The organism is Planobispora longispora, from assembly GCF_016863135.1.
In the GTDB taxonomy this organism is placed as follows: Bacteria; Actinomycetota; Actinomycetes; order Streptosporangiales; family Streptosporangiaceae; genus Planobispora; species Planobispora longispora.
The window spans coordinates 122963-143271 of record NZ_BOOH01000001.1 but is presented as its reverse complement, the minus strand read 5'-3'; the positions used below and the strand labels follow the sequence as shown (position 1 = coordinate 143271).

Here is a 20309-nt window from a genome sequence, read left to right as displayed (position 1 = left end):
GGATTGCGGGTGAGGTTCATGCGAGGTCCTCCTCGTGCCAGGTGCGGCCGCTGCGGGCGAGGAGTTCGTGCGCTCCGGCGGGGCCCGCGGTGCCCGCCGGGTAGGGCTCGGGAAGCAGGCTCTGCGACTCCCACTCGGCGAGGATCGGGTCGATCCACCGCCAGGCGGCCTCCACCTCGTCGCGCCGCATGAACAGCGTCGGGTTCCCGGCCAGGACGTCCATGAGCAGCCGCTCGTAGGCGTCGGGCACGCGGGCGGTGAAGGTGTCGGCGAAGCTCAGGCTCAGCGGGACCGGCTTGAGCGCCACCTCGCCCGCGCCCGGCTCCTTGGCCATCAGCTCCAGCCGGATGCCCTCGCTCGGCTGCAGCCGCAGCACCAGCCGGTTGGGCGTGCTGCCCGGGAAGATCGAGTGGGGTACTTCCTTGAACTGCACCACGATCTCCGAGGACCGGTACGGCATACGCTTGCCGGTGCGCAGGTAGAACGGCACGCCCGCCCAGCGCCAGTTCTTCACCTCGGCGCGGATGGCGGCGAAGGTCTCGACCCGCTGGGAGGCCTCGGTGGGCGGGGTGTTGTCGGGCTCGTCGAGGTAGCCGGGGACCTGCACGTCGCCGGAGACGCCCGCGGTGTACTGCCCGCGGACGGTGAAGCGGTCCACCTCGCCGCCGACGATCGGCCGCAGCGACTCCAGGACCTTGACCTTCTCGTCGCGGATGGACTCGCGGTCGTTGCGGGCCGGGGGCTCCATGGCGACCAGGCACAGCAGCTGGAGCAGGTGGTTCTGGACCATGTCGCGCAGCGCGCCGGCGTGGTCGTAGTAGCCGCGGCGGCCGGGCGTGCCGACGGTCTCGGCGGCGGTGATCTGGACGTGGTCGATCCACAGGGAGTTCCAGATCGGCTCCAGGAACGCGTTGGCGAAGCGGAGCACCAGCAGGTTCTGGACCGTCTCCTTGCCCAGGTAGTGGTCGATGCGGAAGATCTGCCGCTCGTGGAAGATCGCGCCGACCTCGTCGTTGATGTGCTGGGCGCTGGCCAGGTCGCGGCCGAGGGGCTTCTCCAGCACCACCCGGGAGGCGGGGGTGACCAGGCCGGCGCGGTGCGCCTCGCGGCAGAACGGGCCGAAGGTCATGGGCGGGCTGGCCAGGTAGAAGACCCGGGCCCGCTGCTCGTGCCCGGCGAGCATGGCGGTGAGCCGCGCCCAGCCGGTCGGGTCCTGGCCGCCGATGTCGATGGTGACGTGGTGCAGGCGGGTGAGGAAGCGCTGCCAGGTGGCGAGGTCGTCCACCGGCACCGAGCCCCGCACCTCGGCGTCCACCTTGCCGCGGAAGTCGTCGTCGTCGAGCCCGCCGCGGGACATCGCGATGATCCGGGTCTCGGCGGCGAGCAGGCCGTCGCGGTCGGCGTGGTAGAGCGCGGGCAGGAGCTTCCGCATGGAGAGGTCACCTGTGCCGCCGAAGACGATCAGATCGGCGGGCTGAGGGGTCTCGGACATGGGGGAGCTCCGTACTTGATCTTCCGGTTCAGGGATAGATCGGACACTAGCCATGTCTTGCGCTTCACACAAGCGGAGTTTTGTAATTTGAGATGAGAAAGTTTGAACTTTTCATTTCCTAAGCGGGTGTGGTTCACTGAGCCGATGCCTCGACGTCCCGCCACCGCGCTCGCCACGAGCGGTGAGGTCCTCCGCCTCATCCGCACGGGCGAGGCCGTCACGCGCGCGGACATCGGGCGGGTCACCGGCCTGTCCCGGCCCGCCGTCTCCCTGCGCGTCACCGAGCTGCTGGACCGCCGCCTGGTGGTGGAGGACACCGAGGGACCCTCCACCGGCGGCCGCCCGCCGACCCGGCTGGCCTTCAACGCCTCCGGAGGGGTCGTGCTGGTGGGCGCCCTGGGCGCCAGCCGCACCCAGATCGCCGTCTGCGACCTCGCCGGATCCGTGCTGGACCGCGCCGACCTCGGCATCGACGTGGAGGACGGCCCCGCCGTCGTGCTGCCCCTGGTCATGCAGACCTGGAGCGAGCTCCTCGGCGACCGTCCCGTCTCACAGGTCCGCGGCGTCGGCCTGGGCGTGCCCGCGACCGTGGAGTTCGCGGCCCGCCGCACCGAGAGCGCCCGCATCATGGCCAACTGGACCGGCGTGGCGATCCCGCCGATCATCGAGGAGCGCTTCCCGGGCCCGGTCTTCCTCGACAACGACGTGAACGTGATCGCCATCGGCGAGCATCGCGCGATCTACGCCGGCGAGGCCGACGACCTGCTGTTCATCAAGGTCTCCACCCGGATCGGCGCGGGCGTCATCGCGGGCGGCGAGATCCTGCGCGGCGCGCTGGGCGCCGCCGGGGAGATCGGCCACATCCCGGTCCGCCACGGCGGGGGGGTGCTCTGCCGCTGCGGCAACACCGACTGCCTCGACTCGGTCGCCAGCGCCACCTCGATCCTGCGGACCCTGCGGGAGCGGGGCCGCGACGTCAAGACCCTGGCCGACGCGGTCGCGCTGGTCCGCGCGGGCGACGCCGAGACGATGGCGGTGATCCGCGACGCCGCCCGGATGCTCGGCGAGGTCGTCGCCACCGCGGTCAACATCCTCAATCCGGCCGTGGTCGTCCTCGGCGGCGACGTCGCGGAGGCGTTCCAGCCGCTGGTGTCCGGCGTCCGCGAGGTCGTCTACCGCCGCTCCACCGCCCTGTCCACCCGGAATCTGCGCATCGAGCGCAGCCGTCTCGGTCCCGGGGCGGGCATCACCGGCTGCGCCCACATGGTCCTCGACCACATCCTGGCCCCCGAGGCCGTCGACGCCCTCGCCTGACCGGCCCCGGTACGGGCCGTGCTCCCCCACGGCCCGCCGCAGGGCCTCTCAGCCCGCTTCCGTCATGCCTCCGCGCGTCCTGCGGCTCTGGTTCTGGCGGCGGATGGCCACCGCGATGTCGACGGCCGCCACCAGCGCGAGCACCACCATCACGACGCTCAGCCAGACGAGGCCGCCGGCGAAGGCGAGACCGCCGATGGCGAGCGCGGCGAGCAGGGCGAAGGAGCCGATGCGGATGTGCGCCACGTCACGGGGCGTCGCCGGGACCATCGGCTTGCCGGTCTTCGACAGCTGCTCCGGCTGTTGCGGTTCGTACGTCATGTTTCCCCTCCTCAGCATCAGGCCTCCCGTACCCGCCCGGGCCCCTCCCATGCACGCCGCATGATCCGGGGACGATCGGGCAGGGGGCTCCGGCGATCAGAGAAGGAGAAGAGGTGAGTTTCGAGATGCCGGCACGTGAAGAGCTGCCGTCGACCCTGCGCCGATCCCCGAAGAAGGCGCAGGAGACGTGGATCAAGGCGCACGACTCCGCCGTGGAGACCTACGGGGAGGGCGAGCGGGCCCACCGTACGGCCTTCGCCGCGCTGAAGCACTCCTTCGAGAAGGTGGGCGACCACTGGGAGCCCAAGAAGGGCGGCAAGGGCCCTTCGGACGCCCAGGCGAAGAAGAGCACGCCGAAGGCGGGCAGGACCGCCGAGGGCGTGGACGCCAACGCCTCCAAGGAGCACCTGTACGACCTGGCGCGGCGCCTGGACGTCAAGGGGCGCTCAACCATGAGCAAGCCCCAGCTCGTCGAGGCGATCAAGAAGGCCAACCGGAAGGCCACGGCCGAGGCCCGCTGACCGGGGCCGGCCCGATCGGCCACCCGTCCCCGGGGCCGCCGATCCCGCGGGTGGCGCCGCGCTCCCGGCGGCGGGCCGCGACGACCGGAGGGCTGTCCGTTTTGATGAAAATTCTTTCTCCCTGAGCTATAAGCGGTGTGCCATCGGAAAGGAAGGCCGGAAGCTAGCGCGCACGGAGGGAGACGTCACCATGACGGACGTGTCGAGCATGGGTCCGGGTCCGGGCGATGAGCGCCCGGTGCTGACCAACCGGCAGGGCCACCCGGTCTACGACAACCAGAACCAGCGCACGGTGGGCTCCCGGGGGCCCGCCACGCTGGAGAACTACCAGTTCCTCGAGAAGATCAGCCACTTCGACCGCGAACGCATCCCCGAGCGGGTGGTGCACGCCCGGGGCGCGACCGCCTACGGCTACTTCGAGGCCACCGGCTTCCTCGGCGACGAGCCGATCGCCCGCTACACCCGGGCCAAGCTGTTCCAGGAGGCGGGCAAGCGCACCGACGTGGCCCTGCGCTTCTCCACCGTGATCGGCGGCCGGGACTCCTCCGAGGCCGCGCGCGACCCGCGCGGGTTCGCGGTGAAGTTCTACACCGAGGACGGCAACTGGGACCTCGTGGGCAACAACCTGGCCGTCTTCTTCATCCGGGACGCCATCAAGTTCCCCGACGTCATCCACGCCCTCAAGCCGGACCCGGTGACGTTCCGCCAGGAGCCCAACCGGATCTTCGACTTCATGTCGCAGACGCCCGAGGCCATGCACATGCTGGTCAACCTGTTCAGCCCGCGCGGCATCCCCGCCGACTACCGGCACCAGCAGGGCTTCGGCGTCAACACCTACAAGTGGGTCAACGACCGGGGCGAGACCCACCTGGTGAAGTACCACTGGATGCCCAAGCAGGGCGTGCGGAGCATGACGGCGGCGGACGCGGCGGCCGTACAGGCCGGCGAACTCGGGCACGCCACCAAGGACCTGCGCGACGCCATCGACCGGGGCGACTACCCCGAGTGGGATCTGCTGGTCCAGATCATGACCGACGAGGAGCACCCCGAGCTGGACTTCGATCCGCTGGACGACACCAAGGTCTGGCCCGAGAACGAGTTCCCCGCCCGGAAGGTCGGGACGCTGGTGCTCAACCGCAACGTCGAGAACAACTTCGCGGAGAACGAGCAGATCTCCTTCGGCACCGGCGTCCTGGTCGACGGGCTCGACTTCTCCGACGACAAGATGCTGGTCGGCCGGACCTTCTCCTACAGCGACACCCAGCGCTACCGGGTCGGTCCCAACTACCTCCAGCTCCCGGTCAACCAGGCCAAGAACGCCGACGTGCGGACCAACCAGCGCGACGGCCAGATGACCTACCTCGTGGACGGCGCGGGGGAGAACCCGCACGTCAACTACGAGCCGTCGATCACCGGCGGCCTGCGCGAGGCGCAGTACCCCACGCACGACGAGCAGGGACCGATGATCAGCGGGCGGCTCACCCGCAAGCGCATCCCCCGCACCAACGACTACAAGCAGGCCGGGCAGCGCTTCCGGCTGATGGAGCAGTGGGAGCGCGACGACCTCGTGCTCAACTTCGTCACGCTGCTGTCGCAGTGCGACCGGCCCATCCAGGAGCGCATGGTCTGGCACTTCCTGCTCGTCGAGGACGAGCTCGGGCTGCGCGTGGGGGAGGGGCTCGGCATCGCCCCCGAGGACGTCGCCCACCTGGAGCCGCTGGCCAGCCAGGACCTCACCGACGAGGACCGCGACCGCCTGTCCCGGCTGGGCAAGAACGGGCCGCGTGACGTCACCGGCCTGGAGATGACCCACTGCGTGCCGAACGAGCGCGCCGTCATGGCGTAGGAGACGGCGTACGCGTACGGCGCCCGCGCGGGCCGGTCCCCGCGCGGGCGCCGCCGTTCTGCCGGGGGACAGGGCGGGTACGACGCCCGGAGACGGACCGCCCCTGTTGACGGCAGGGTTCACTGGCCTTGACGAGAAGCGGTTCTCCGGAAAACGTTGATTCAACCGGGCCTCGCCGGGCAGTCGCTTCTCCCAGCACGACCGCCCGGCCGGGGAACGGCTGCCCGGCGAGCGCGCCCTCCCCGCGACGGGCCCGCCGCCGGGACCGGGCTCCCGCCGGGCTGGGACGGATGACTCGCGAGGAGGCCCCCATGCCCCACAGTCCGGTGAACCCAGCTCGCGCCGCGGCGTCGGCCCTGGCCACCGTCCTGGTCGCCACCCTGGCCGCGTGCGGCGGGGTGGGATCCGGAGGAGACCAGGGCGGTGAGAGAACCGGCGGCGCGGCCTCGCTGACCACGATGGGCTTCGGGCTCCCCGACGAGATCGCCAAGGTCCGCGTCGACGCCTTCAAGAAGGCCAACCCCGGTGTCGCCCTCCAGATCAACGAGGGCCAGTTCGACGAGCAGGCGTTCCTGTCGGCGGTCGCCGCCGGCAACCCGCCGGACGTCGTCTACCTCAGCCGCGACCGGATCGGCAGCTACGCGGCGCGCGGCGCGATCCAGCCGCTGGACGGCTGCCTCAGCGAGCAGAACGTCCCGACCGGGGACTTCTACCCGGCCGCCCAGCAGCAGGTGAAGTACGACGGCAAGTGGTACGGCGTCCCGGAGTTCTACAACTCGATCGTCCTGGTGGTGAACGACAAGGCCGCCGAGGACGCCGGGGTCGATCCGGCGGACATCGACACCTCCGACTGGAACCGGCTGGCGGAGCTGGCCGAGAAGATGACGCGGACCGAGGGCGGCAAGATCGAGCGGTTCGGCTTCTACCCGAAGCTGCCGGAGTTCCTCCCGCTGTGGGCCAAGGCCAACGGCGCCGACATCCTCAGCGCCGACGGCCGCACCTCGCACCTGAACGACCCGAAGGTCGCCGAGGCGCTGGACTACGCGAACGGGCTCGTCGAGGCCCAGGGCGGCTGGACGAAGCTCAAGGCGTTCACCGACACCTTCGACTACTTCGGTGAGGGCAACCCGTTCGTCAAGGACCAGATCGGCGCGATGCTGACCGAGCAGTTCGTGGTCACCGCGATGGCCGGGACCACGCCGGACGTCGCCATCACCGTGCTGCCGTTCAAGGACCGCCAGGGCAACCCGGTCAACAACGTGGGCGGCAACGCGTGGGTGGTCCCCAAGGGGGCCAAGAACCCCGACGCCGCGTGCACGTGGATCAAGACCATGACCGCGGCGGACACCTGGATCGCGGCGGCCCGTGCCCGCGCCGACAAGCGCGCCCAGGAGGGCAAGGCCTACACGGGCACCTACACCGGCAACGCCAAGGCCGACGAGGTGATCTTCTCCGAGATCGTGAAGCCGAGCGGGAAGAAGGCGTTCGACGACGCGGTCAAGGTGATCCGCTCGGTCCAGCAGGCCGGGTTCGTGGTGCCGCAGTCGGCGGCGGCGACCGAGTTCAAGAAGGCCTGGGAGGACGCGGCGATCCGGGTGCTGCAGGGCGACCAGAAGACCGCCGACTCCCTCGGGCGGGCGCAGACCGAGGCGCAGAAGGCCATCGACGAGGCGACCTCGTGAGCAGCCGGCCGTACGGCGGCGCCGGAGAGGGGACGGGGACGGCGGCCGGGGGGACCCGGTGAGGCGTCTGCGGCCGGAGACCCGCTGGGCGTACGTCTTCCTGCTGCCGTGGCTGATCGGCCTGGTGATCTTCCAGGCCGGGCCGATGGTCGCCAGCCTGGTGCTGTCGTTCACCGAATACGACCTGATCGGCTCGCCGGAGTTCGCCGGGACGGCCAACTACGCGCGGATGGCGGAGGACCCCAAGGTCGCCCGGGCGATCGGCAACACCGTCTTCTACACGCTCCTGCACGTGCCGCTGGCCATCGCCCTGGCGCTCGCCCTGGCCCTGGTGCTGAACCGGATCACCGGCCGCGCCGCCGGGGCGTTCCGGACGATCTTCTACCTGCCGTCCATGACCCCGTACGTCGCCGTCGGCGTGCTCTTCCTCTTCCTGCTCAACGGGCAGGCGGGGATGGTCAACCAGTTCCTCGGACTGTTCGGGATCGAGGGACCGCAGTGGACCACCGACCCCGACTGGGTGCTGCCCGGCATCGTGGTGATGTCGCTGTGGAACCTGGGCTCCACCACGATCATCCTGTTCGCGGCCCTGCGGAACGTCCCCCGGGAGCTGAGCGAGGCCGCGATGATCGACGGGGCCGGGACCTGGCAGCGCTTCCGCGCGGTGACCCTGCCGATGATCAGCTCGGCGCTCTTCTTCGTGGTGATCATCAACACGATCACCTCGCTGCAGATGTTCGACCAGGTCTACACGATGTTCTTCGGCAACCAGACGGCCCAGCAGTCGTACGGCGACGCCGCGCTCTTCTACGTCGTGTACCTCTTCCAGCAGGCCTTCCAGTTCCTGAACATGGGGTACGCGTCGGCGCTGGCGTGGGGGCTGTTCCTGGTGATCGCGGCCATCACGCTGGTCCAGGTGAAGGTGGGCAACCGGCTGGTCTACTACGAGGCCGAGGAGCGTGCCTGATGACGGCGGCGGAACCGATCCAGGCCACCGTCCAGGTCGCCCCCGCCCGGACCGGGACGGCCCCGCCGGCCGACCCGGCTGGCCGGGGCACCAAGAGGGTCTTCTTCCTCACCGTCCTGGCCGCCGCGTCGGTGGTCTTCCTGTACCCGTTCGTCTGGCTCGTCGTCGCCTCGCTCAAGCCCCGCGACCGGACGTTCACCGACCCGTTCCTCCCCTGGCCGGTCCCGTTCCGGCCGGAGAACTACGCGGCGGTCTGGGATGCGGCGCCCATGCTGGCCTGGCTGGTCAACACGGTGATCGTCGGTGTCGCGGCGGCGCTGGCGGTCACCCTGTCCAGCGCGTTCGTGGCCTTCGGGTTCGCCTACTTCCGTTTCCCCGGCCGGAACCTGATCTTCGGCAGCGTGCTGGCCACGATGATGCTGCCCGCCGCGGTCACCCTGGTGCCGACCTTCCTGATCTGGAACGCGGCGGGGCTGACCGGCACCCAGGTGCCGCTCTGGGCGGGCAACCTGTTCGGCTCGGCGTTCTACATCTTCCTGCTCCGGCAGTTCCTGCTCGGCGTGCCCCGCTACGTCTTCGAGGCCGCCCGCGTCGACGGCGCGTCGTACCTCGACCTGTTCCGGCGGATCGCGCTGCCGCTGTCGCGCCCCGCGCTGATCATCGCCTTCATCTTCGAGCTCAAGGCCAGCTGGTTCGACCTGATGAAGCCGCTGATTTATCTGCAGGACCCGGCGCTCTACACGCTGCCCCGGGGGCTGAAGGCGGTCGTCGACCAGTTCTACCAGGGCGGCGATCCCAAGTGGGAGATCGTCCTGGCGGCGAGCGTCGTCACCACCCTCCCGCTGATCGTCATCTTCTTCCTCGGGCAGCGCTACTTCGTCCAGGGCATCGCCACCACCGGCCGCCGCGGGTAGGGGCCCCGTACGGCGGGCCGGAGAAGAAGCCAGGAGGCCAGGAGAGCAGGAGATCAGGGGACCGGAAAGCCGTGAGGGCCGCCCTTCCCGGGAAGGGCGGCCCTCGCCTCGACGATCCGGACGGCCCGGTCTCGGGGGACGGGCGTCCGGCGGACGTCAGTCCGTGCTGAGCGCGTCGAGCAGGTCCCCGACGGGCCGGTCGGGCAGCGCCCGGGCCACGTCGGCCAGGGCCACGATCCCGACCAGCTTGTGGCCGTCGATCACCGGGAGCCTGCGCACCTTGTGCGAGGCCATCGTCCGGAGGATCTCCGCGGCGTCGTCGTCGGCGCCGATGGTCACGGCCTCGCCCTGGGCCAGCTCGCCGGCCAGGCAGGTGCCGGGATCCTTGCCCTGGGCGAGGACCTTCACGACGATGTCGCGGTCGGTCAGCATGCCCTTCAGCCGGTCGTCCGTGCCGCAGATGGGCAGGGAGCCCACCCCCAGGCGCGCCATCTTCCTGGCGGCGTCGAGAACCGTCTCGTCGGCGTTAACGCACTCCGCGTTCGACGTCATGATGTCCCGTGCGGTCGGCATTCTCGCTCCTTTCGGTGGGTTGCGGTCTTGTGCGGCTGCCCGTCGAAAACCGGATGAAACCGGTCTGAAGCGAATACTGTGATCATTAACGCGAAAGGGGGAATCGGGAAATCGCGTCCCAAACGGAGGACGCCGGATCCCGTCGCCGATGGAATACCGCAACCTCGGGCGCAGCGGCCTGATGATCAGTGAGGTCACCTATGGGAACTGGCTCACCCATGGCGAGCTGGTGGACCGGGAACAGGCCGTGGCGTGCATACGGACGGCCCGAACGACCGCGGTCTGAGCCGTAAGCACATCATGGAGTCCTGCGAGGCGTCCCTGCGCCGTCCGCGTACCGACTGCATCGACCTCTACCAGGCGCACCGCTTCGATGAGACGACGCTCCTGGAAGAGGCCCTGATCGCCTTCGACGATCTGGTCCGCCAGGGCAAGGTGCTCTATCTCGGTGTCTCCGAGTGGACGGCTCCGCAGATCGAGTCGGCGCTGACCGTCATCCGCGAGCTCGGCCTGCGCAGCCGTATCATCGCGAATCAGTCGACCGGGATCCCGCCGAAACCGCCCAGATGATGGCGGTCAAGCCGACCTGGAGAGCCGCGGGCTGACCGGAGGGCCGGAGCCGGAGGGGCCGTCGCAGGACACCGCGCTGTTCCCCGGGTTCCGACCGCCCGGAGGCGGGGCCGGAGTGCCGGCGTCGCCTCCGTGGGGCGCTCCGGCCGCTGTTTGCCGGATGGGGGCGCGGGTAACGATCTGTGTGTCAGAGATATCGCGATTACGGCGTTATGTCCCCGCCCGTCAGGATCTCCGGGTCCGGTGGCGCCTGTCGGTGACGGAGTTCCTGTTCACCCCTCTTCTGATGGTCCTCGGCTCCGTCGCGCTCGCCGCCGGAGCCGTTCTCCTCGACTCCTCCTCGCCGGACTGGCCCGGTGAGATCCGCGGATTCTTCCTCCGCGTCTTCCCGCACGACAACCTGATCAGCATGTTGCGGGTCATCGCGACCGGCCTGGTGACGGTGACCACGCTCACCCTGTCGGCGCTGCTGGTGGCGATCTCGCACACCGCGACCACCGTCGCCCCCGTCGTGTTCGACCAGTTCCTGCGGCGCAGGGCCAATCAGGCGTACTTCGGCTACGTCGCGGGCTGCGCCACCTACACCTACCTCGTCATGGCCGTCATGCGGCCCGAGTGGACCGGGATCGCGGCGCTGCTCGCGCTCATCCTGGCCGCCGTGGCGCTGGTCCTGCTGGTGTTCATGGGCTACCTGATGATCGACCAGATGCGTCCCACCTCCGTGGTGCGCTCGATCCAGGACCTCGCCTTCGCGGCCCGGCTGCGCCAGCTCCCCCTGCTCGCGCGCTCCCACGTCCGCTCCCGCCTCGACGGCGAGGCGACCCCGGTGACCACCCGGGCGACCGGCTACGTGGTCGACATCAGCACCGCGCGCCTGGAGAAGCTGCTGGCCCCCACCGGGGACGCCGTCGAGGTCGCCTTCCAGGTGCGGATCGGGGACCTGCTCGCCTACGGCGACATCGTCGCCCGCATCCGCGGCGGCAGCGAGGCGCAGCGCCGTACGGTCGCCGACGACGTGCTCGACTGCGTCACGATCGACCGGATCCGCAACGCCGACGTCGATCCCGACCACGCCATCGAGCAGCTCGGAAACGTGGCCTGGGCGGCGACCTCCACCCGGCAGAACCCCGACGTGGCGCTCGCCTCGGTCGGGGCGCTGCGCGACCTGTCGGCCCGCTGCGCCGCCGCCGGGGTGCCCGACGCCGCGGCGTACGGCGGGCCGCTGCCGGTGGTCTACGACGACGCCCTGCAACGGCGGATCGTGGCCGCCCTGGTGGACCTGGTGGTGGTCAGCACCTCCTCCCGGCAGCACCAGACCTGCGCCGTGGCGCTGTCCACCCTGGCCGAGATCCTGCCCCAGCTGGAGGACCGGGACCGGGACGTGGCGATCATGAGCCTGCAGCGGGCGCTGCCGGCGACGCTGTCGCACGTGGCCAGCGTGGAGATGGGCCGGGGCCTGGCCAAGCTGCGGGCCGCGTTCGACGCGATCGGCCGGGAGGACATGGCCGACCAGGTCCGCGACATGGGCCCCCGGCTGGTGCGGGAGAACGGCCTGGGCGACGGCGACCTCATCGACCACCTCGACGACCACGACATCACCGGCCCCCGCCCGTTCCGCTACCGCTGAACCGGCCGCCGACGGGCTCCGGTCACCACCCGGCCGTGCGGGCGGCCACCTTCCTTCCGGCGCGTCCGGCGACCGCCACAGCGGGATGCTGCTGTGGCGGGCCAGGCGGGGGATACGCTCGGTCGTCGTCTGCCGGCTCTCGCAGAAGGCGCTGGCCGAGGCCGAGGCTGATCTGGCCGAAGGACACTCCGTCAGCACGATCGGCTACGAGGTGTTCTCGATCAAGGAATACACGATCGGCCGCTATCACGGCAGTTACACCGTGACCCGCGTGGACGGCGGCACCTGGCGGCTCGGGCTGCCCTATCGGCACACTCGCCGCTCGATGTGGCGGGAGCTGACTTTCGCGCTCAAGACGGGGGCGGCGTACGTCGCCGACGCCGACATCGTCGAGCTGACCCTCCAGCTGCGCCGGGTCCGGTCGCCGAGGTGACCGCCCGGTTCACGGCGCGGCGCCGGCGGGTCCGCCGCCGGCGCCGCGAACCGGTGCGTCCGCCGCGCGCGGGGGAAACCCTCACTCCGGCTATCCCTCGACGCCGGTGGCCTTGTGCGCCGCGCCGACGGGCTTGGACTCGGGTGATCCACGCTGGCGCAGGTAGATGGCGAGCACGACCATGGACAGCACCGCCAGGAACTCCGACTGCCAGTTCTGCAGGGTGCGGTTCCAGAAGTCGGCCGAGCCGACGTACTCCCACCAGCTCAGCGGGTCCTGCATCCGGGCGAGCTGTTCGGCGTTGTGGGCCGCCCGGCCCGCCAGGGACTGGGCCAGCCACGACAGGAGGAAGATCAGTCCCATCGTCAGGCCCAGGGAGTTGCTGTACAGCTTCAGGCGCAGCCCGGTCACCTTGGCCCAGGCGGGGCTGTCGGGCTCGGAGTGACGGCCGACCTGCTGGTCGGAGTCGCTCTCCGTGCCCTCCTTGCCCGGCTCCTTCGATTCGGGTGAGCCGCGCTGCACCAACCAGACCGTGGCCATGATGAACAGCAGGAACTGCAGGTACTCCGACTGCCAGTTCTCCGCCACGTCCACGGCGAAGTCCGAGGAGGTGACGTACGCCGCCCAGGAGAGCGAGGTCCCGCCCTCGGCGAGCTGGCGCTCGTTGTAGTCGGCGTTGCCCGCCACCGACTGGCCGGCCAGAGCCAGCAGGAACAGGCCCAGGAAGAACAGGCTCAGGGCGTTGTCCTTGAGAAAGCTCCGCATGGCGTCCCCCTAACGGTTGAGCAGGCCGATGGTGAGCACGTACGCCAGGCCGACGCCGATGATGACGAGGGTCGTGACGAACATGAGACGCATGTCAGCCCTCCACTCCGCAGTCGTACGGCAGGTCGCCGCGGGCCTGGCAGCCCGCCCCGCGGACCAGCCAGCCCTGCGGGAACCGGTGCAGGAAGACGGTGTCGCGCTCCAGCCGCACCTGGGCCTCGTCTCCCCAGATCTCGGCCTGGCGGATCGCGCCCCCCGACAGGTTCAGGGAGAGGACGGCCTGGGCGCACCCCTGATCGCCGTTCTGGAGGCTCTCGGCGGCCCGGGGGGTCAGCAGCGCGCACGCCTGCTCGCCCTGGCCGCCCGCCACCGCGCTGTGGAAGCGCTCCGCCGCCTGTCCGGCGTCCCCCTGCTCGGCGGACGCACATCCGGCCAATCCGGTTAAAAAAGACATTGTGGCTATAAAAGTGATTTTTCGATTCATCGGCTCCCCCTTCCCCCTTGACCACGGGAATCACATGGAGATCGCCGGTCCCCCTTCGATGATCTCGGTGAGCAGACGGTCCCAGTCGCCCAGGAACCTGTCCAGACCGTAGCGGGAGAGTGCGGCGGCGCGGGCGGTTTTGCCGACCTGCCGCGCCAGCTCCGGCTCGCCCACGAAGGCGTCCAGGGCGGCGGCGAGCACCGAGACGCGGGTGGAGACCACGCCCGCCTCCGGGGGCACCGCCTCCACGGCCTCGGTGGCCGCCAGCGCCACCACCGGCATGCCGATCATCATGGCCTCGATCAGGGAGAGGCCGAGCGAGGTCCACCGGTAGGGGTGCAGGTAGACGCGCCGCCTGGCCAGCTCGGCGTGCATGCGCGCCTGCGGCAGATCCTCGAAGACGCCCAGCGGGACGCCCAGGTGGTCCGGCAGGCCGGTGACCTTCATGCCGAACACGTCCAGCGGCGCCTCCTCGGCGAACGCGGGCAGCAGGTCGGTGCCCGCGACCCGCTCGCGCCGGATCGGCTCGTTGACCACGACGCCCGCCCGGGGCAGCTCGCCGGTGTAGAGGGGGCCGGGGTCGACGACGCCGTGCTCGATCACGCGGGCGGGGGCCCGGCCGCAGTCCCAGAACAGGTTGTTGAAGTGGGTCACGTGGATCACGGGGATGTCGTCGCGTTCGGCCAGCGGGTGCAGGGTGGCAGGAACGTCCCCCTTGGGAGTGTTGTGCTCGACGTAGACGGCGGGCACGTCCTGGCCGGGACGGCGGCCCAGCCACTCGGCGGCCAGCTCGATCTCGTCGGGACGCTGCAGCACGACCAGATCCACGTCCTCGTCGCGGAGCAGGTCGGCCGGGACCTCGCGCGCGGCCTCCGGCCACGGGTAGGTCCGCGCCCGGCCGCGCCCGTCGGGACCCCGGTCGGGGAGCACGGGCACCAGGTAGTCGTGGGCGCCGTGCACGAACGAGGTCATCCAGGACCCGTGCACGTGCCAGACCAGAATTCTCATCGCGTCACCTTCCGGGCCAGGAGGGTTCCGGCGGCGGGCGCCACGCGGCTCGCGGGGGCGTGCTCGGGGAGACCGCGCTCGGAGGGAGTGTGCTCGGGGAGATCGCGCCCGGGGGGATCGGACTCCGGGGCCTCGCCGAGGGCGAGGGCCACCGCGGCGGCGAGGTCGGCGGCGACCTCCCCGGCGGCGGCGACCTCCCCGGGGAGCGTCACCTCCGTCGGCACCAGGATGCCCCGGGCCCCGGCCGCGCGGGCCGCCTCGACGTCCCTGCCGATGTCGCCGATCACCACGCAGTCGCGGGCGTCCACGCCGAGCGCCTCGGCCGCGCGCAGGACCAGCCCGGGGGCGGGCTTGCGGCACGCGCACCCGTCCGTCTCGCCGTGCGGGCACACCGCCCACACGTCGAACGGCCCGAGCAGCTCCTCGACGCGGGCGTTGACCCGCTCCAGCTCCTCGGCGCCGATCAGGCCCCGGGCCACGCCGGACTGGTTGGTGACCACCCCGACCGGCACCCCGGCCCGGCGGACCCGGTCTATCGCGGCGCGGCTCCCGGAAACCGGCTCGACGAGTTCGGGGCGATTGTTGTAAGGGATGTCGTAAATGATTGTTCCATCCCGGTCAAAAAGCACGGCGGCGGGTCGCTTCCCGTGCGGCACGAGCACCTCCGGAGGGATTGTTCACCGACTTAATCCGCTACCCGGACGCCCGAAGGTTAATCCCCAGAAAACTACTTACAGTGACAACTCGCAGATGACAGGTCTCCTAGCTGCACTTCTACGGGAGAGAAGTGTTTGAGAAGCGCTTCTCTCGGTAGTGGTTAGGCATCAGCGGGAGGGAAAATCATGAACTTTCTGGGGTTAAACGCGATCTTCCATGACCCGGCGGCGGCACTTGTAATGGACGGCGAAGTGGTCGCCGCCGCCGAAGAAGAAAGGTTCAGCCGTCGCAAGCACGGTAAACGCCCTGTCCCCTTCTCCGCCTGGGAGTTACCCGACCAGGCCGCCGCCTGGTGCCTGAAGCAGGCCGGCCTGCGTCCCGAGGACCTCGACGCCGTCGCCTACTCCTACGATCCCGCGCTCGTCCGGCCCGGCCAGCGGGGCCTCGACGAGCGCTGGGAGGACCTGCGCACGACCTACGCCCACCGGGCGCCCGCCTTCCTCTCGACCGTCCTTCCCGGCCTCGACCCCGCGCAGGTCCGCTACGTCCCCCACCACGTCGCGCACGCGGCCTCCGCGGGGCTGGCCGCGCCGTACCGGAACTCGGCGGTGCTGGTCTGCGACGGCCGCGGCGAGGCGGTCTCCCACCTGGCCGGGCGCTACGCCGGCGGCGAGCTGACCGTCCTGGCCACCCAGGAGCTGCCGCACTCCCTCGGGCTGATGTACGAGGAGGTCACCGAGCACCTGGGCTTCCTGCGCTCCAGCGACGAGTACAAGGTCATGGCCCTGGCCTCCTACGGCGAGCCCCGCTTCCTGGGAGAGCTGCGCGAGCTGATCTACGCCACCGGCGACGGCGGGTTCCGCGTCGAGCCGATCGACTGGGGCGGGTACGCCAAGGCCCTGAGCAAGGGCGAGACCTGGTCGGCCGACCACGCCGACCTCGCCGCCAGCGTGCAGAAGCGGCTGGAGGAGGTCCTGCTCGACCTCGCCCGCTGGCTGCACGACCGCACCGGCGAGCGCTGCCTGACCATGGCCGGGGGAGTGGCGCTCAACTGCGTCGCCAACACGCGGCTGCTGGCCGAGGGACCGTTCGAGGAGATCTGGGTGCAGCCCGCCGCGGGTGACGCGGGCACCGCGCTCGGCGGCGCCCTCCACCTGGCCCAGGCCGCCGGCGAGCCGGCCGCGCCGATGCCCGGCGCCGACCTCGGCCGCGGCTGGAGCGACGAGGAGCTGGCCGCCTGGCTGGACGTGGCGCGGGTGCCGTACGAGCGCCCCCGCGACCTGGCCGCCGCGGTCGCCGCCGAGCTGGCCGCCGACCGGATCGTCGCCTGGTTCCAGGGACGGAGCGAGTACGGCCCGCGCGCCCTCGGCCGCCGCTCCCTGCTGGCCCACCCCGGCCGGCCCGCCAACACCGAGCGGCTCAACGACGTCAAGGGACGCGAGCAGTTCCGCCCCATCGCCCCGATGGTGCTCGCCGAGCGCGCCGGAGAGATCTTCGAACGCGGCCCGATCCCCAGCCCCTACATGCTCTTCGTCCACGACGTGCGGCCGGAGTGGCGCGAGCGCATCCCGGCCGTCGTGCACGTCGACGGCACCGCCAGGATCCAGACCATCGACCGGGCCGGCGACCCGCTGATGGCCAGGACGCTGGAGGAGTTCGAGGCCAGGACCGGCCTGCCGGTCGTGGTCAACACCAGCCTCAACACGGCCGGGCGGCCCATGGTCGACGACCCCAGGGACGCGCTGGAGTGCTTCGGCTCGGCCCCGGTGGACCTGCTCGTGCTCGGGCCGTACCTGATCCGGCGGGGGCAGGTGTTCGCATCATGATCACTGTGGTCATCCCGACGATCGGCCGCCCCACCCTCGCCGCGACCCTCGCGGCGATCGACCCGAAGACCGAGGTCGTCGTGGTCGACGACCGCCCGGGCGAGCTCGTCGTCGATCCCCTGCCCGAACCCTCGGTGGACGGCCCGCTCCTGACGGGGGTGGCCTCGGTGGAACGCGACGTGGACGTCCTCGGCGCGCTGCGCGCGGCGGGCGGCCGGGTCAAGGTCCTGCGATCCGGAGGACGGGGACCCGCCGCCGCCAGGAACGTCGGCTGGCGCGCGGCCGGGACCCCCTGGGTCGTCTTCCTCGACGACGACGTGATCCCCGAGGCGGGCTGGGACAAGGCGGTCCGCGCCGACCTGGACAACCTCCCCGCTGACGTGGGCGGCAGCCAGGGCCGCATCGAGGTCCCGCTCCCGATCGACCGCCCGCCCACCGACGCCGAGCGCAACACCGCGGGCCTGGCGACCGCCGAGTGGATCACCGCGGACATGGCGTACCGGCGGGCCGCGCTGGAGCGGGTCGGCGGGTTCGACGAACGCTTCCCCCGCGCCTACCGGGAGGACGCCGACCTCGCGCTGCGCGTGCGGGCGGCGGGCTACCGGCTGGTGCGCGGTGAACGCGTCACCCGGCACCCGGTCCGCGACGACGGGTTCTGGGCCAGCGTGCGCTTCCAGCGGGGCAACGCCGACGACGCGCTGATGCGGCGCGTCCACGGACCCGGCTGGCGGGCCGCCCTCGGCGGCGCGCCCGGCCGGCTGCGCCGCCACGCCGTCACCACCGGCGCGGGCCTGCTGGCGATCGGGGCGGGACTGGCGGGACGCCGGGGCGCCGCCGCGGCGGCGGGCGCGGTGTGGGCACTGCTCACCGCCGAGTTCGCCTGGGCGCGCATCGCCCCGGGACCGCGCACGAAGGAGGAGATCCGGCGGATGGCGGTCACAAGCGCGCTCATTCCGCCGGTGGCCTGTGCGCACCGCCTCCGGGGCGAGCTCCGGGTCCGCCGGTGACCGCTTCCGCGCCGGTGCCCGCGGCGGAGTCCGCGGGCACCGTGCTGGTCGCGCGCCTCGACAACGCGGGCGACGTCCTGCTGGCCGGCCCGGCGATCCGGGCGGTCGCCGCTCGGGCGCGCGAGGTCGTCCTGCTGGCCGGCCCGCACGGCCGGGCCGCGGGCGAGCTGCTGCCCGGCGTGTCCCGCGTGATCGAGTGGCGCACGCCGTGGATCGACGCCGAACCGCCGCCGGTGACCGGCGCGCACACCGCACGGCTGCTGCGGGCCGTCCGCGAGACGGCCCCGGACCAGGCGCTCATCCTGACCTCCTTCCACCAGTCGCCGCTCCCGCTGGCGCTGCTGCTCCGGCTCGCGGGCGTGCCCAGGATCTCCGCGATCAGCAACGACTACCCGGGCTCCCTGCTCGACCTGCGCCGGGTCGTGGACGAGGACGTGGACGTGCCCGAGGCCGAGCGCATGCTCGCCCTGGCCAGGGCGGCCGGGTTCGACCTGCCGCCCGGCGACGGCGGCGGGCTCGCCGTGCGGCGTCCGCTGCCCGAGGCCGGCCACCTGACCGGGCCGCCCGGCTACGTGGTCGTGCACCCCGGCGTCTCCGCGCCCGCCCGGGCCTGGCCCGCCGAGAACTGGGCCGACCTGGTGCGGAGGCTGTCGGCCGGGGGCCGGCGGGTCATGGTGACCGGCAGTCCCGGGGAGAAGGAGCTGACCGGGCGGATCGCCGCCGCGGCGGCCGGCGGACCGGGATCCCCGGGGACCGTGACGGACCTGGGCGGCGCGACGACCATGGCCGAGCTCGCCGCGGTCCTGGCCGGGGCGAGCGTGGTCGTCGCGGCCAACACCGGCCCCGCCCACCTGGCCGCGGCGGTCGGCACCCCCGTGGTCAGCCTGTTCGCGCCCGTCGTCCCGGCCGCCCGCTGGGCGCCGTACGGCGTCCCCCGGGTGGTCCTCGGAGACCAGCACGCCCCGTGCCGGGGCACCAGGGCCAGGATCTGCCCGGTCCCCGGCCACCCCTGTCTGTCGTCCGTACCGGGCGAGCGGGTCGCCGAGGCCGTCCGCCGCCTGGCCGTACCCCAGGAGGCAGCCGTATGAGGATCGCCCTGATATCCGAACACGCCAATCCGCTGGCCGCCATCGGCGGAGTCGACGCGGGAGGGCAGAACGTCCACGTCGCCGCCCTGGCGGCGGCCCTGGCCGACCGCGGGCACGAGGTGGTCGTGTACACCCGGCGCGACCGCCGCGACCTGCCCGCCGCCGTCGCCCTCCACCCCGGGGTGACCGTCGAGCACGTCCCGGCCGGGCCGCCCGTGCCCGTCCCCAAGGACATGCTGCTGCCGTACATGCCCGCCTTCGCCGCCCATCTGCGGCGGCGCTGGGCCGCGTGGCGGCCCCACGTGGCGCACGCCCACTTCTGGATGAGCGGCCTGGCCGCGCTGAAGGCCGCGCGGGATCTCCGGGGCGGCGGCGTGCCGGTCCTGCAGACCTTCCACGCCCTGGGCACGGTCAAGCGCCGCTGGCAGGGGACGGCGGACACCAGCCCGCCCGAACGGACCGCCCTCGAGGCGGACATCGGACGGCGGGCGCAGGCCGTCGTGGCCACGTGCGCCGACGAGGTGAACGAGCTGCTGGCGATGGGCGTGCCCGCCGAGCGCGTCGCGGTCGTGCCCTGCGGTGTCGATCTGACCCACTTCCGCCCCGAGGGTCCCGCAGCCCCTCGCGGGTGGCGGCACCGCGTCCTCAGCATCGGCCGCATGGTCCCCCGCAAGGGCGTCGGCACCCTCGTCGAGGCCGTGCGCCACCTGCCCGACACCGAGCTGCTGATCGCCGGGGGCACGCCGGACGACGAGGAGGCCCGGAGACTGGCCGGCCTGGCCGCCGCGCACGGCATCGCCGAGCGGGTGAAGCTGCTCGGCAGCGTCGACCGCGCCGACGTGCCCGCCCTGATGCGCTCCGCCGACGTGGTGGTCAGCGTCCCGTGGTACGAGCCGTTCGGCATCGTGCCGCTGGAGGCCATGGCCTGCGGGATCCCCGTCGTCGCCTCCGCCGTCGGCGGCCACCTCGACACCGTGGCGGGCTGCGGGACCCTGGTCCCGCCCCGCCGGCCCCGCGCCCTGGCCCGGGTGCTGCGCGACCTGCTGGCCCGCCCGGAGACGCGCGCGGCCATGGGCGAGGCCGGTGAGCGCCGCGCCCGGTCCCGGTACGGCTGGCCCCGCGTCGCCGAGCGGACCGAAGCCGTCTACCTCGACGTGATCGCCGGTCAGGCGACCCCCGACCAGAACCGGATCGCCGCCACGGCAGGAGGCTGA

The 20309-nt window shown here is 71.9% G+C and carries 19 protein-coding genes and 1 pseudogene; 13 read left to right on the top strand and 7 right to left on the bottom strand.

Going from position 1 to position 20309, the window contains the following annotated elements:
• Positions 1-16: 16 nt before the first annotated feature.
• On the bottom strand, positions 17-1492 hold the full coding sequence (gene zwf, locus Plo01_RS00635) for a glucose-6-phosphate dehydrogenase (protein WP_203888447.1): 1476 nt from the start codon (positions 1490-1492) through the stop codon (positions 17-19).
• Between the two features lie 144 nt (positions 1493-1636).
• Between zwf and Plo01_RS00630 the strand changes: the two genes are divergently transcribed.
• Positions 1637-2806 carry an ROK family transcriptional regulator gene (locus Plo01_RS00630; RefSeq protein WP_203888446.1) on the top strand — a complete coding sequence of 390 codons (1170 nt, stop codon included), beginning with the start codon at positions 1637-1639 and terminating at the stop codon, positions 2804-2806.
• A gap of 48 nt (positions 2807-2854) precedes the next feature.
• Here Plo01_RS00630 and Plo01_RS00625 read toward each other — a convergent pair whose 3' ends face one another.
• Complete coding sequence (locus Plo01_RS00625; RefSeq protein WP_203888445.1) at positions 2855-3127, bottom strand: hypothetical protein; 273 nt, start codon at positions 3125-3127, stop codon at positions 2855-2857.
• Between the two features lie 125 nt (positions 3128-3252).
• Between Plo01_RS00625 and Plo01_RS00620 the strand changes: the two genes are divergently transcribed.
• The 5 genes from Plo01_RS00620 to Plo01_RS00600 all read left to right on the top strand — a co-directional run bounded on the left by Plo01_RS00620 (position 3253) and on the right by Plo01_RS00600 (position 9057).
• Complete coding sequence (locus Plo01_RS00620) at positions 3253-3648, top strand: ChaB family protein (RefSeq protein ID WP_203888630.1); 396 nt, start codon at positions 3253-3255, stop codon at positions 3646-3648.
• Positions 3649-3838: 190 nt separating this feature from the next.
• Positions 3839-5494: a catalase gene (locus Plo01_RS00615; protein WP_203888444.1), complete on the top strand. Its 1656-nt coding sequence runs from the start codon at positions 3839-3841 to the stop codon at positions 5492-5494.
• A gap of 311 nt (positions 5495-5805) precedes the next feature.
• A complete protein-coding gene (locus Plo01_RS00610; RefSeq protein ID WP_203888443.1) occupies positions 5806-7176 on the top strand; it encodes an extracellular solute-binding protein in 1371 nt (456 codons plus the stop codon).
• A gap of 58 nt (positions 7177-7234) precedes the next feature.
• A complete protein-coding gene (locus Plo01_RS00605) occupies positions 7235-8143 on the top strand; it encodes a carbohydrate ABC transporter permease (RefSeq protein ID WP_203888442.1) in 909 nt (302 codons plus the stop codon).
• Complete coding sequence (locus tag Plo01_RS00600; protein ID WP_203888441.1) at positions 8143-9057, top strand: carbohydrate ABC transporter permease; 915 nt, start codon at positions 8143-8145, stop codon at positions 9055-9057. Before Plo01_RS00605 ends, Plo01_RS00600 begins: the two co-directional genes overlap by 1 nt.
• A 156-nt stretch (positions 9058-9213) precedes the next feature.
• Here the strand turns inward: Plo01_RS00600 and Plo01_RS00595 are convergent, their stop codons facing one another.
• Complete coding sequence (locus tag Plo01_RS00595; RefSeq protein ID WP_203888440.1) at positions 9214-9630, bottom strand: CBS domain-containing protein; 417 nt, start codon at positions 9628-9630, stop codon at positions 9214-9216.
• A 148-nt stretch (positions 9631-9778) separates the two neighbouring features.
• On the opposite strand from Plo01_RS00595, the pseudogene Plo01_RS00590 reads away from it, so the two are divergent.
• The 3 genes and pseudogenes from Plo01_RS00590 to Plo01_RS00580 all read left to right on the top strand — a co-directional run.
• Positions 9779-10167: pseudogene (locus Plo01_RS00590) on the top strand (aldo/keto reductase); the annotation flags it as partial.
• 289 nt (positions 10168-10456) lie between these two features.
• Positions 10457-11827 (top strand): DUF2254 family protein, encoded by a 1371-nt coding sequence (locus tag Plo01_RS00585; protein WP_203888439.1) that lies wholly within the window; start codon positions 10457-10459, stop codon positions 11825-11827.
• Positions 11828-11912: 85 nt separating this feature from the next.
• Positions 11913-12260, top strand: a complete 348-nt coding sequence (locus Plo01_RS00580; protein WP_203888438.1) for a hypothetical protein — start codon at positions 11913-11915, stop codon at positions 12258-12260.
• A 90-nt stretch (positions 12261-12350) separates the two neighbouring features.
• Here Plo01_RS00580 and Plo01_RS00575 read toward each other — a convergent pair whose 3' ends face one another.
• The 4 genes from Plo01_RS00575 to Plo01_RS00560 all read right to left on the bottom strand — a co-directional run bounded on the left by Plo01_RS00575 (position 12351) and on the right by Plo01_RS00560 (position 15146).
• The gene (locus Plo01_RS00575) at positions 12351-13025 is read right to left on the bottom strand and encodes a DUF6766 family protein (RefSeq protein WP_203888437.1); all 675 of its coding nucleotides are present in this window, start codon (positions 13023-13025) and stop codon (positions 12351-12353) included.
• Between the two features lie 94 nt (positions 13026-13119).
• Positions 13120-13461 carry a hypothetical protein gene (locus Plo01_RS00570; protein WP_203888436.1) on the bottom strand — a complete coding sequence of 114 codons (342 nt, stop codon included), beginning with the start codon at positions 13459-13461 and terminating at the stop codon, positions 13120-13122.
• Between the two features lie 78 nt (positions 13462-13539).
• The gene (locus tag Plo01_RS00565) at positions 13540-14517 is read right to left on the bottom strand and encodes a glycosyltransferase (RefSeq protein ID WP_203888435.1); all 978 of its coding nucleotides are present in this window, start codon (positions 14515-14517) and stop codon (positions 13540-13542) included.
• A complete protein-coding gene (locus tag Plo01_RS00560; protein WP_203888434.1) occupies positions 14514-15146 on the bottom strand; it encodes a D-glycero-alpha-D-manno-heptose-1,7-bisphosphate 7-phosphatase in 633 nt (210 codons plus the stop codon). Before Plo01_RS00560 ends, Plo01_RS00565 begins: the two co-directional genes overlap by 4 nt.
• 213 nt (positions 15147-15359) lie before the next feature.
• Here Plo01_RS00560 and Plo01_RS00555 point away from each other — a divergent pair, with 213 nt between their 5' ends.
• The 4 genes from Plo01_RS00555 to Plo01_RS00540 are packed head-to-tail and all read left to right on the top strand — an operon-like array spanning position 15360 to position 20309.
• A complete protein-coding gene (locus Plo01_RS00555) occupies positions 15360-17000 on the top strand; it encodes a carbamoyltransferase family protein (protein ID WP_203888433.1) in 1641 nt (546 codons plus the stop codon).
• A complete protein-coding gene (locus tag Plo01_RS00550) occupies positions 16997-18007 on the top strand; it encodes a glycosyltransferase family 2 protein (protein ID WP_203888432.1) in 1011 nt (336 codons plus the stop codon). The genes Plo01_RS00555 and Plo01_RS00550 overlap by 4 nt, the downstream gene beginning before the upstream one ends.
• Positions 18004-19095: a glycosyltransferase family 9 protein gene (locus tag Plo01_RS00545; RefSeq protein WP_239315714.1), complete on the top strand. Its 1092-nt coding sequence runs from the start codon at positions 18004-18006 to the stop codon at positions 19093-19095. The genes Plo01_RS00550 and Plo01_RS00545 overlap by 4 nt, the downstream gene beginning before the upstream one ends.
• Positions 19092-20309, top strand: a complete 1218-nt coding sequence (locus Plo01_RS00540; RefSeq protein WP_203888431.1) for a glycosyltransferase — start codon at positions 19092-19094, stop codon at positions 20307-20309. Before Plo01_RS00545 ends, Plo01_RS00540 begins: the two co-directional genes overlap by 4 nt.

Coding starts and splice junctions, on each gene's coding strand:
- zwf (WP_203888447.1), bottom strand. CDS start 1,492: ATGTCCGAGACCCCTCAGCCCGCCGATCTGATCGTCTTCGGCGGCACA.
- Plo01_RS00630 (WP_203888446.1), top strand. CDS start 1,637: ATGCCTCGACGTCCCGCCACCGCGCTCGCCACGAGCGGTGAGGTCCTC.
- Plo01_RS00625 (WP_203888445.1), bottom strand. CDS start 3,127: ATGACGTACGAACCGCAACAGCCGGAGCAGCTGTCGAAGACCGGCAAG.
- Plo01_RS00620 (WP_203888630.1), top strand. CDS start 3,253: ATGCCGGCACGTGAAGAGCTGCCGTCGACCCTGCGCCGATCCCCGAAG.
- Plo01_RS00615 (WP_203888444.1), top strand. CDS start 3,839: ATGACGGACGTGTCGAGCATGGGTCCGGGTCCGGGCGATGAGCGCCCG.
- Plo01_RS00610 (WP_203888443.1), top strand. CDS start 5,806: ATGCCCCACAGTCCGGTGAACCCAGCTCGCGCCGCGGCGTCGGCCCTG.
- Plo01_RS00600 (WP_203888441.1), top strand. CDS start 8,143: ATGACGGCGGCGGAACCGATCCAGGCCACCGTCCAGGTCGCCCCCGCC.
- Plo01_RS00595 (WP_203888440.1), bottom strand. CDS start 9,630: ATGCCGACCGCACGGGACATCATGACGTCGAACGCGGAGTGCGTTAAC.
- Plo01_RS00580 (WP_203888438.1), top strand. CDS start 11,913: ATGCTGCTGTGGCGGGCCAGGCGGGGGATACGCTCGGTCGTCGTCTGC.
- Plo01_RS00575 (WP_203888437.1), bottom strand. CDS start 13,025: ATGCGGAGCTTTCTCAAGGACAACGCCCTGAGCCTGTTCTTCCTGGGC.
- Plo01_RS00565 (WP_203888435.1), bottom strand. CDS start 14,517: ATGAGAATTCTGGTCTGGCACGTGCACGGGTCCTGGATGACCTCGTTC.
- Plo01_RS00555 (WP_203888433.1), top strand. CDS start 15,360: ATGAACTTTCTGGGGTTAAACGCGATCTTCCATGACCCGGCGGCGGCA.
- Plo01_RS00550 (WP_203888432.1), top strand. CDS start 16,997: ATGATCACTGTGGTCATCCCGACGATCGGCCGCCCCACCCTCGCCGCG.
- Plo01_RS00540 (WP_203888431.1), top strand. CDS start 19,092: ATGAGGATCGCCCTGATATCCGAACACGCCAATCCGCTGGCCGCCATC.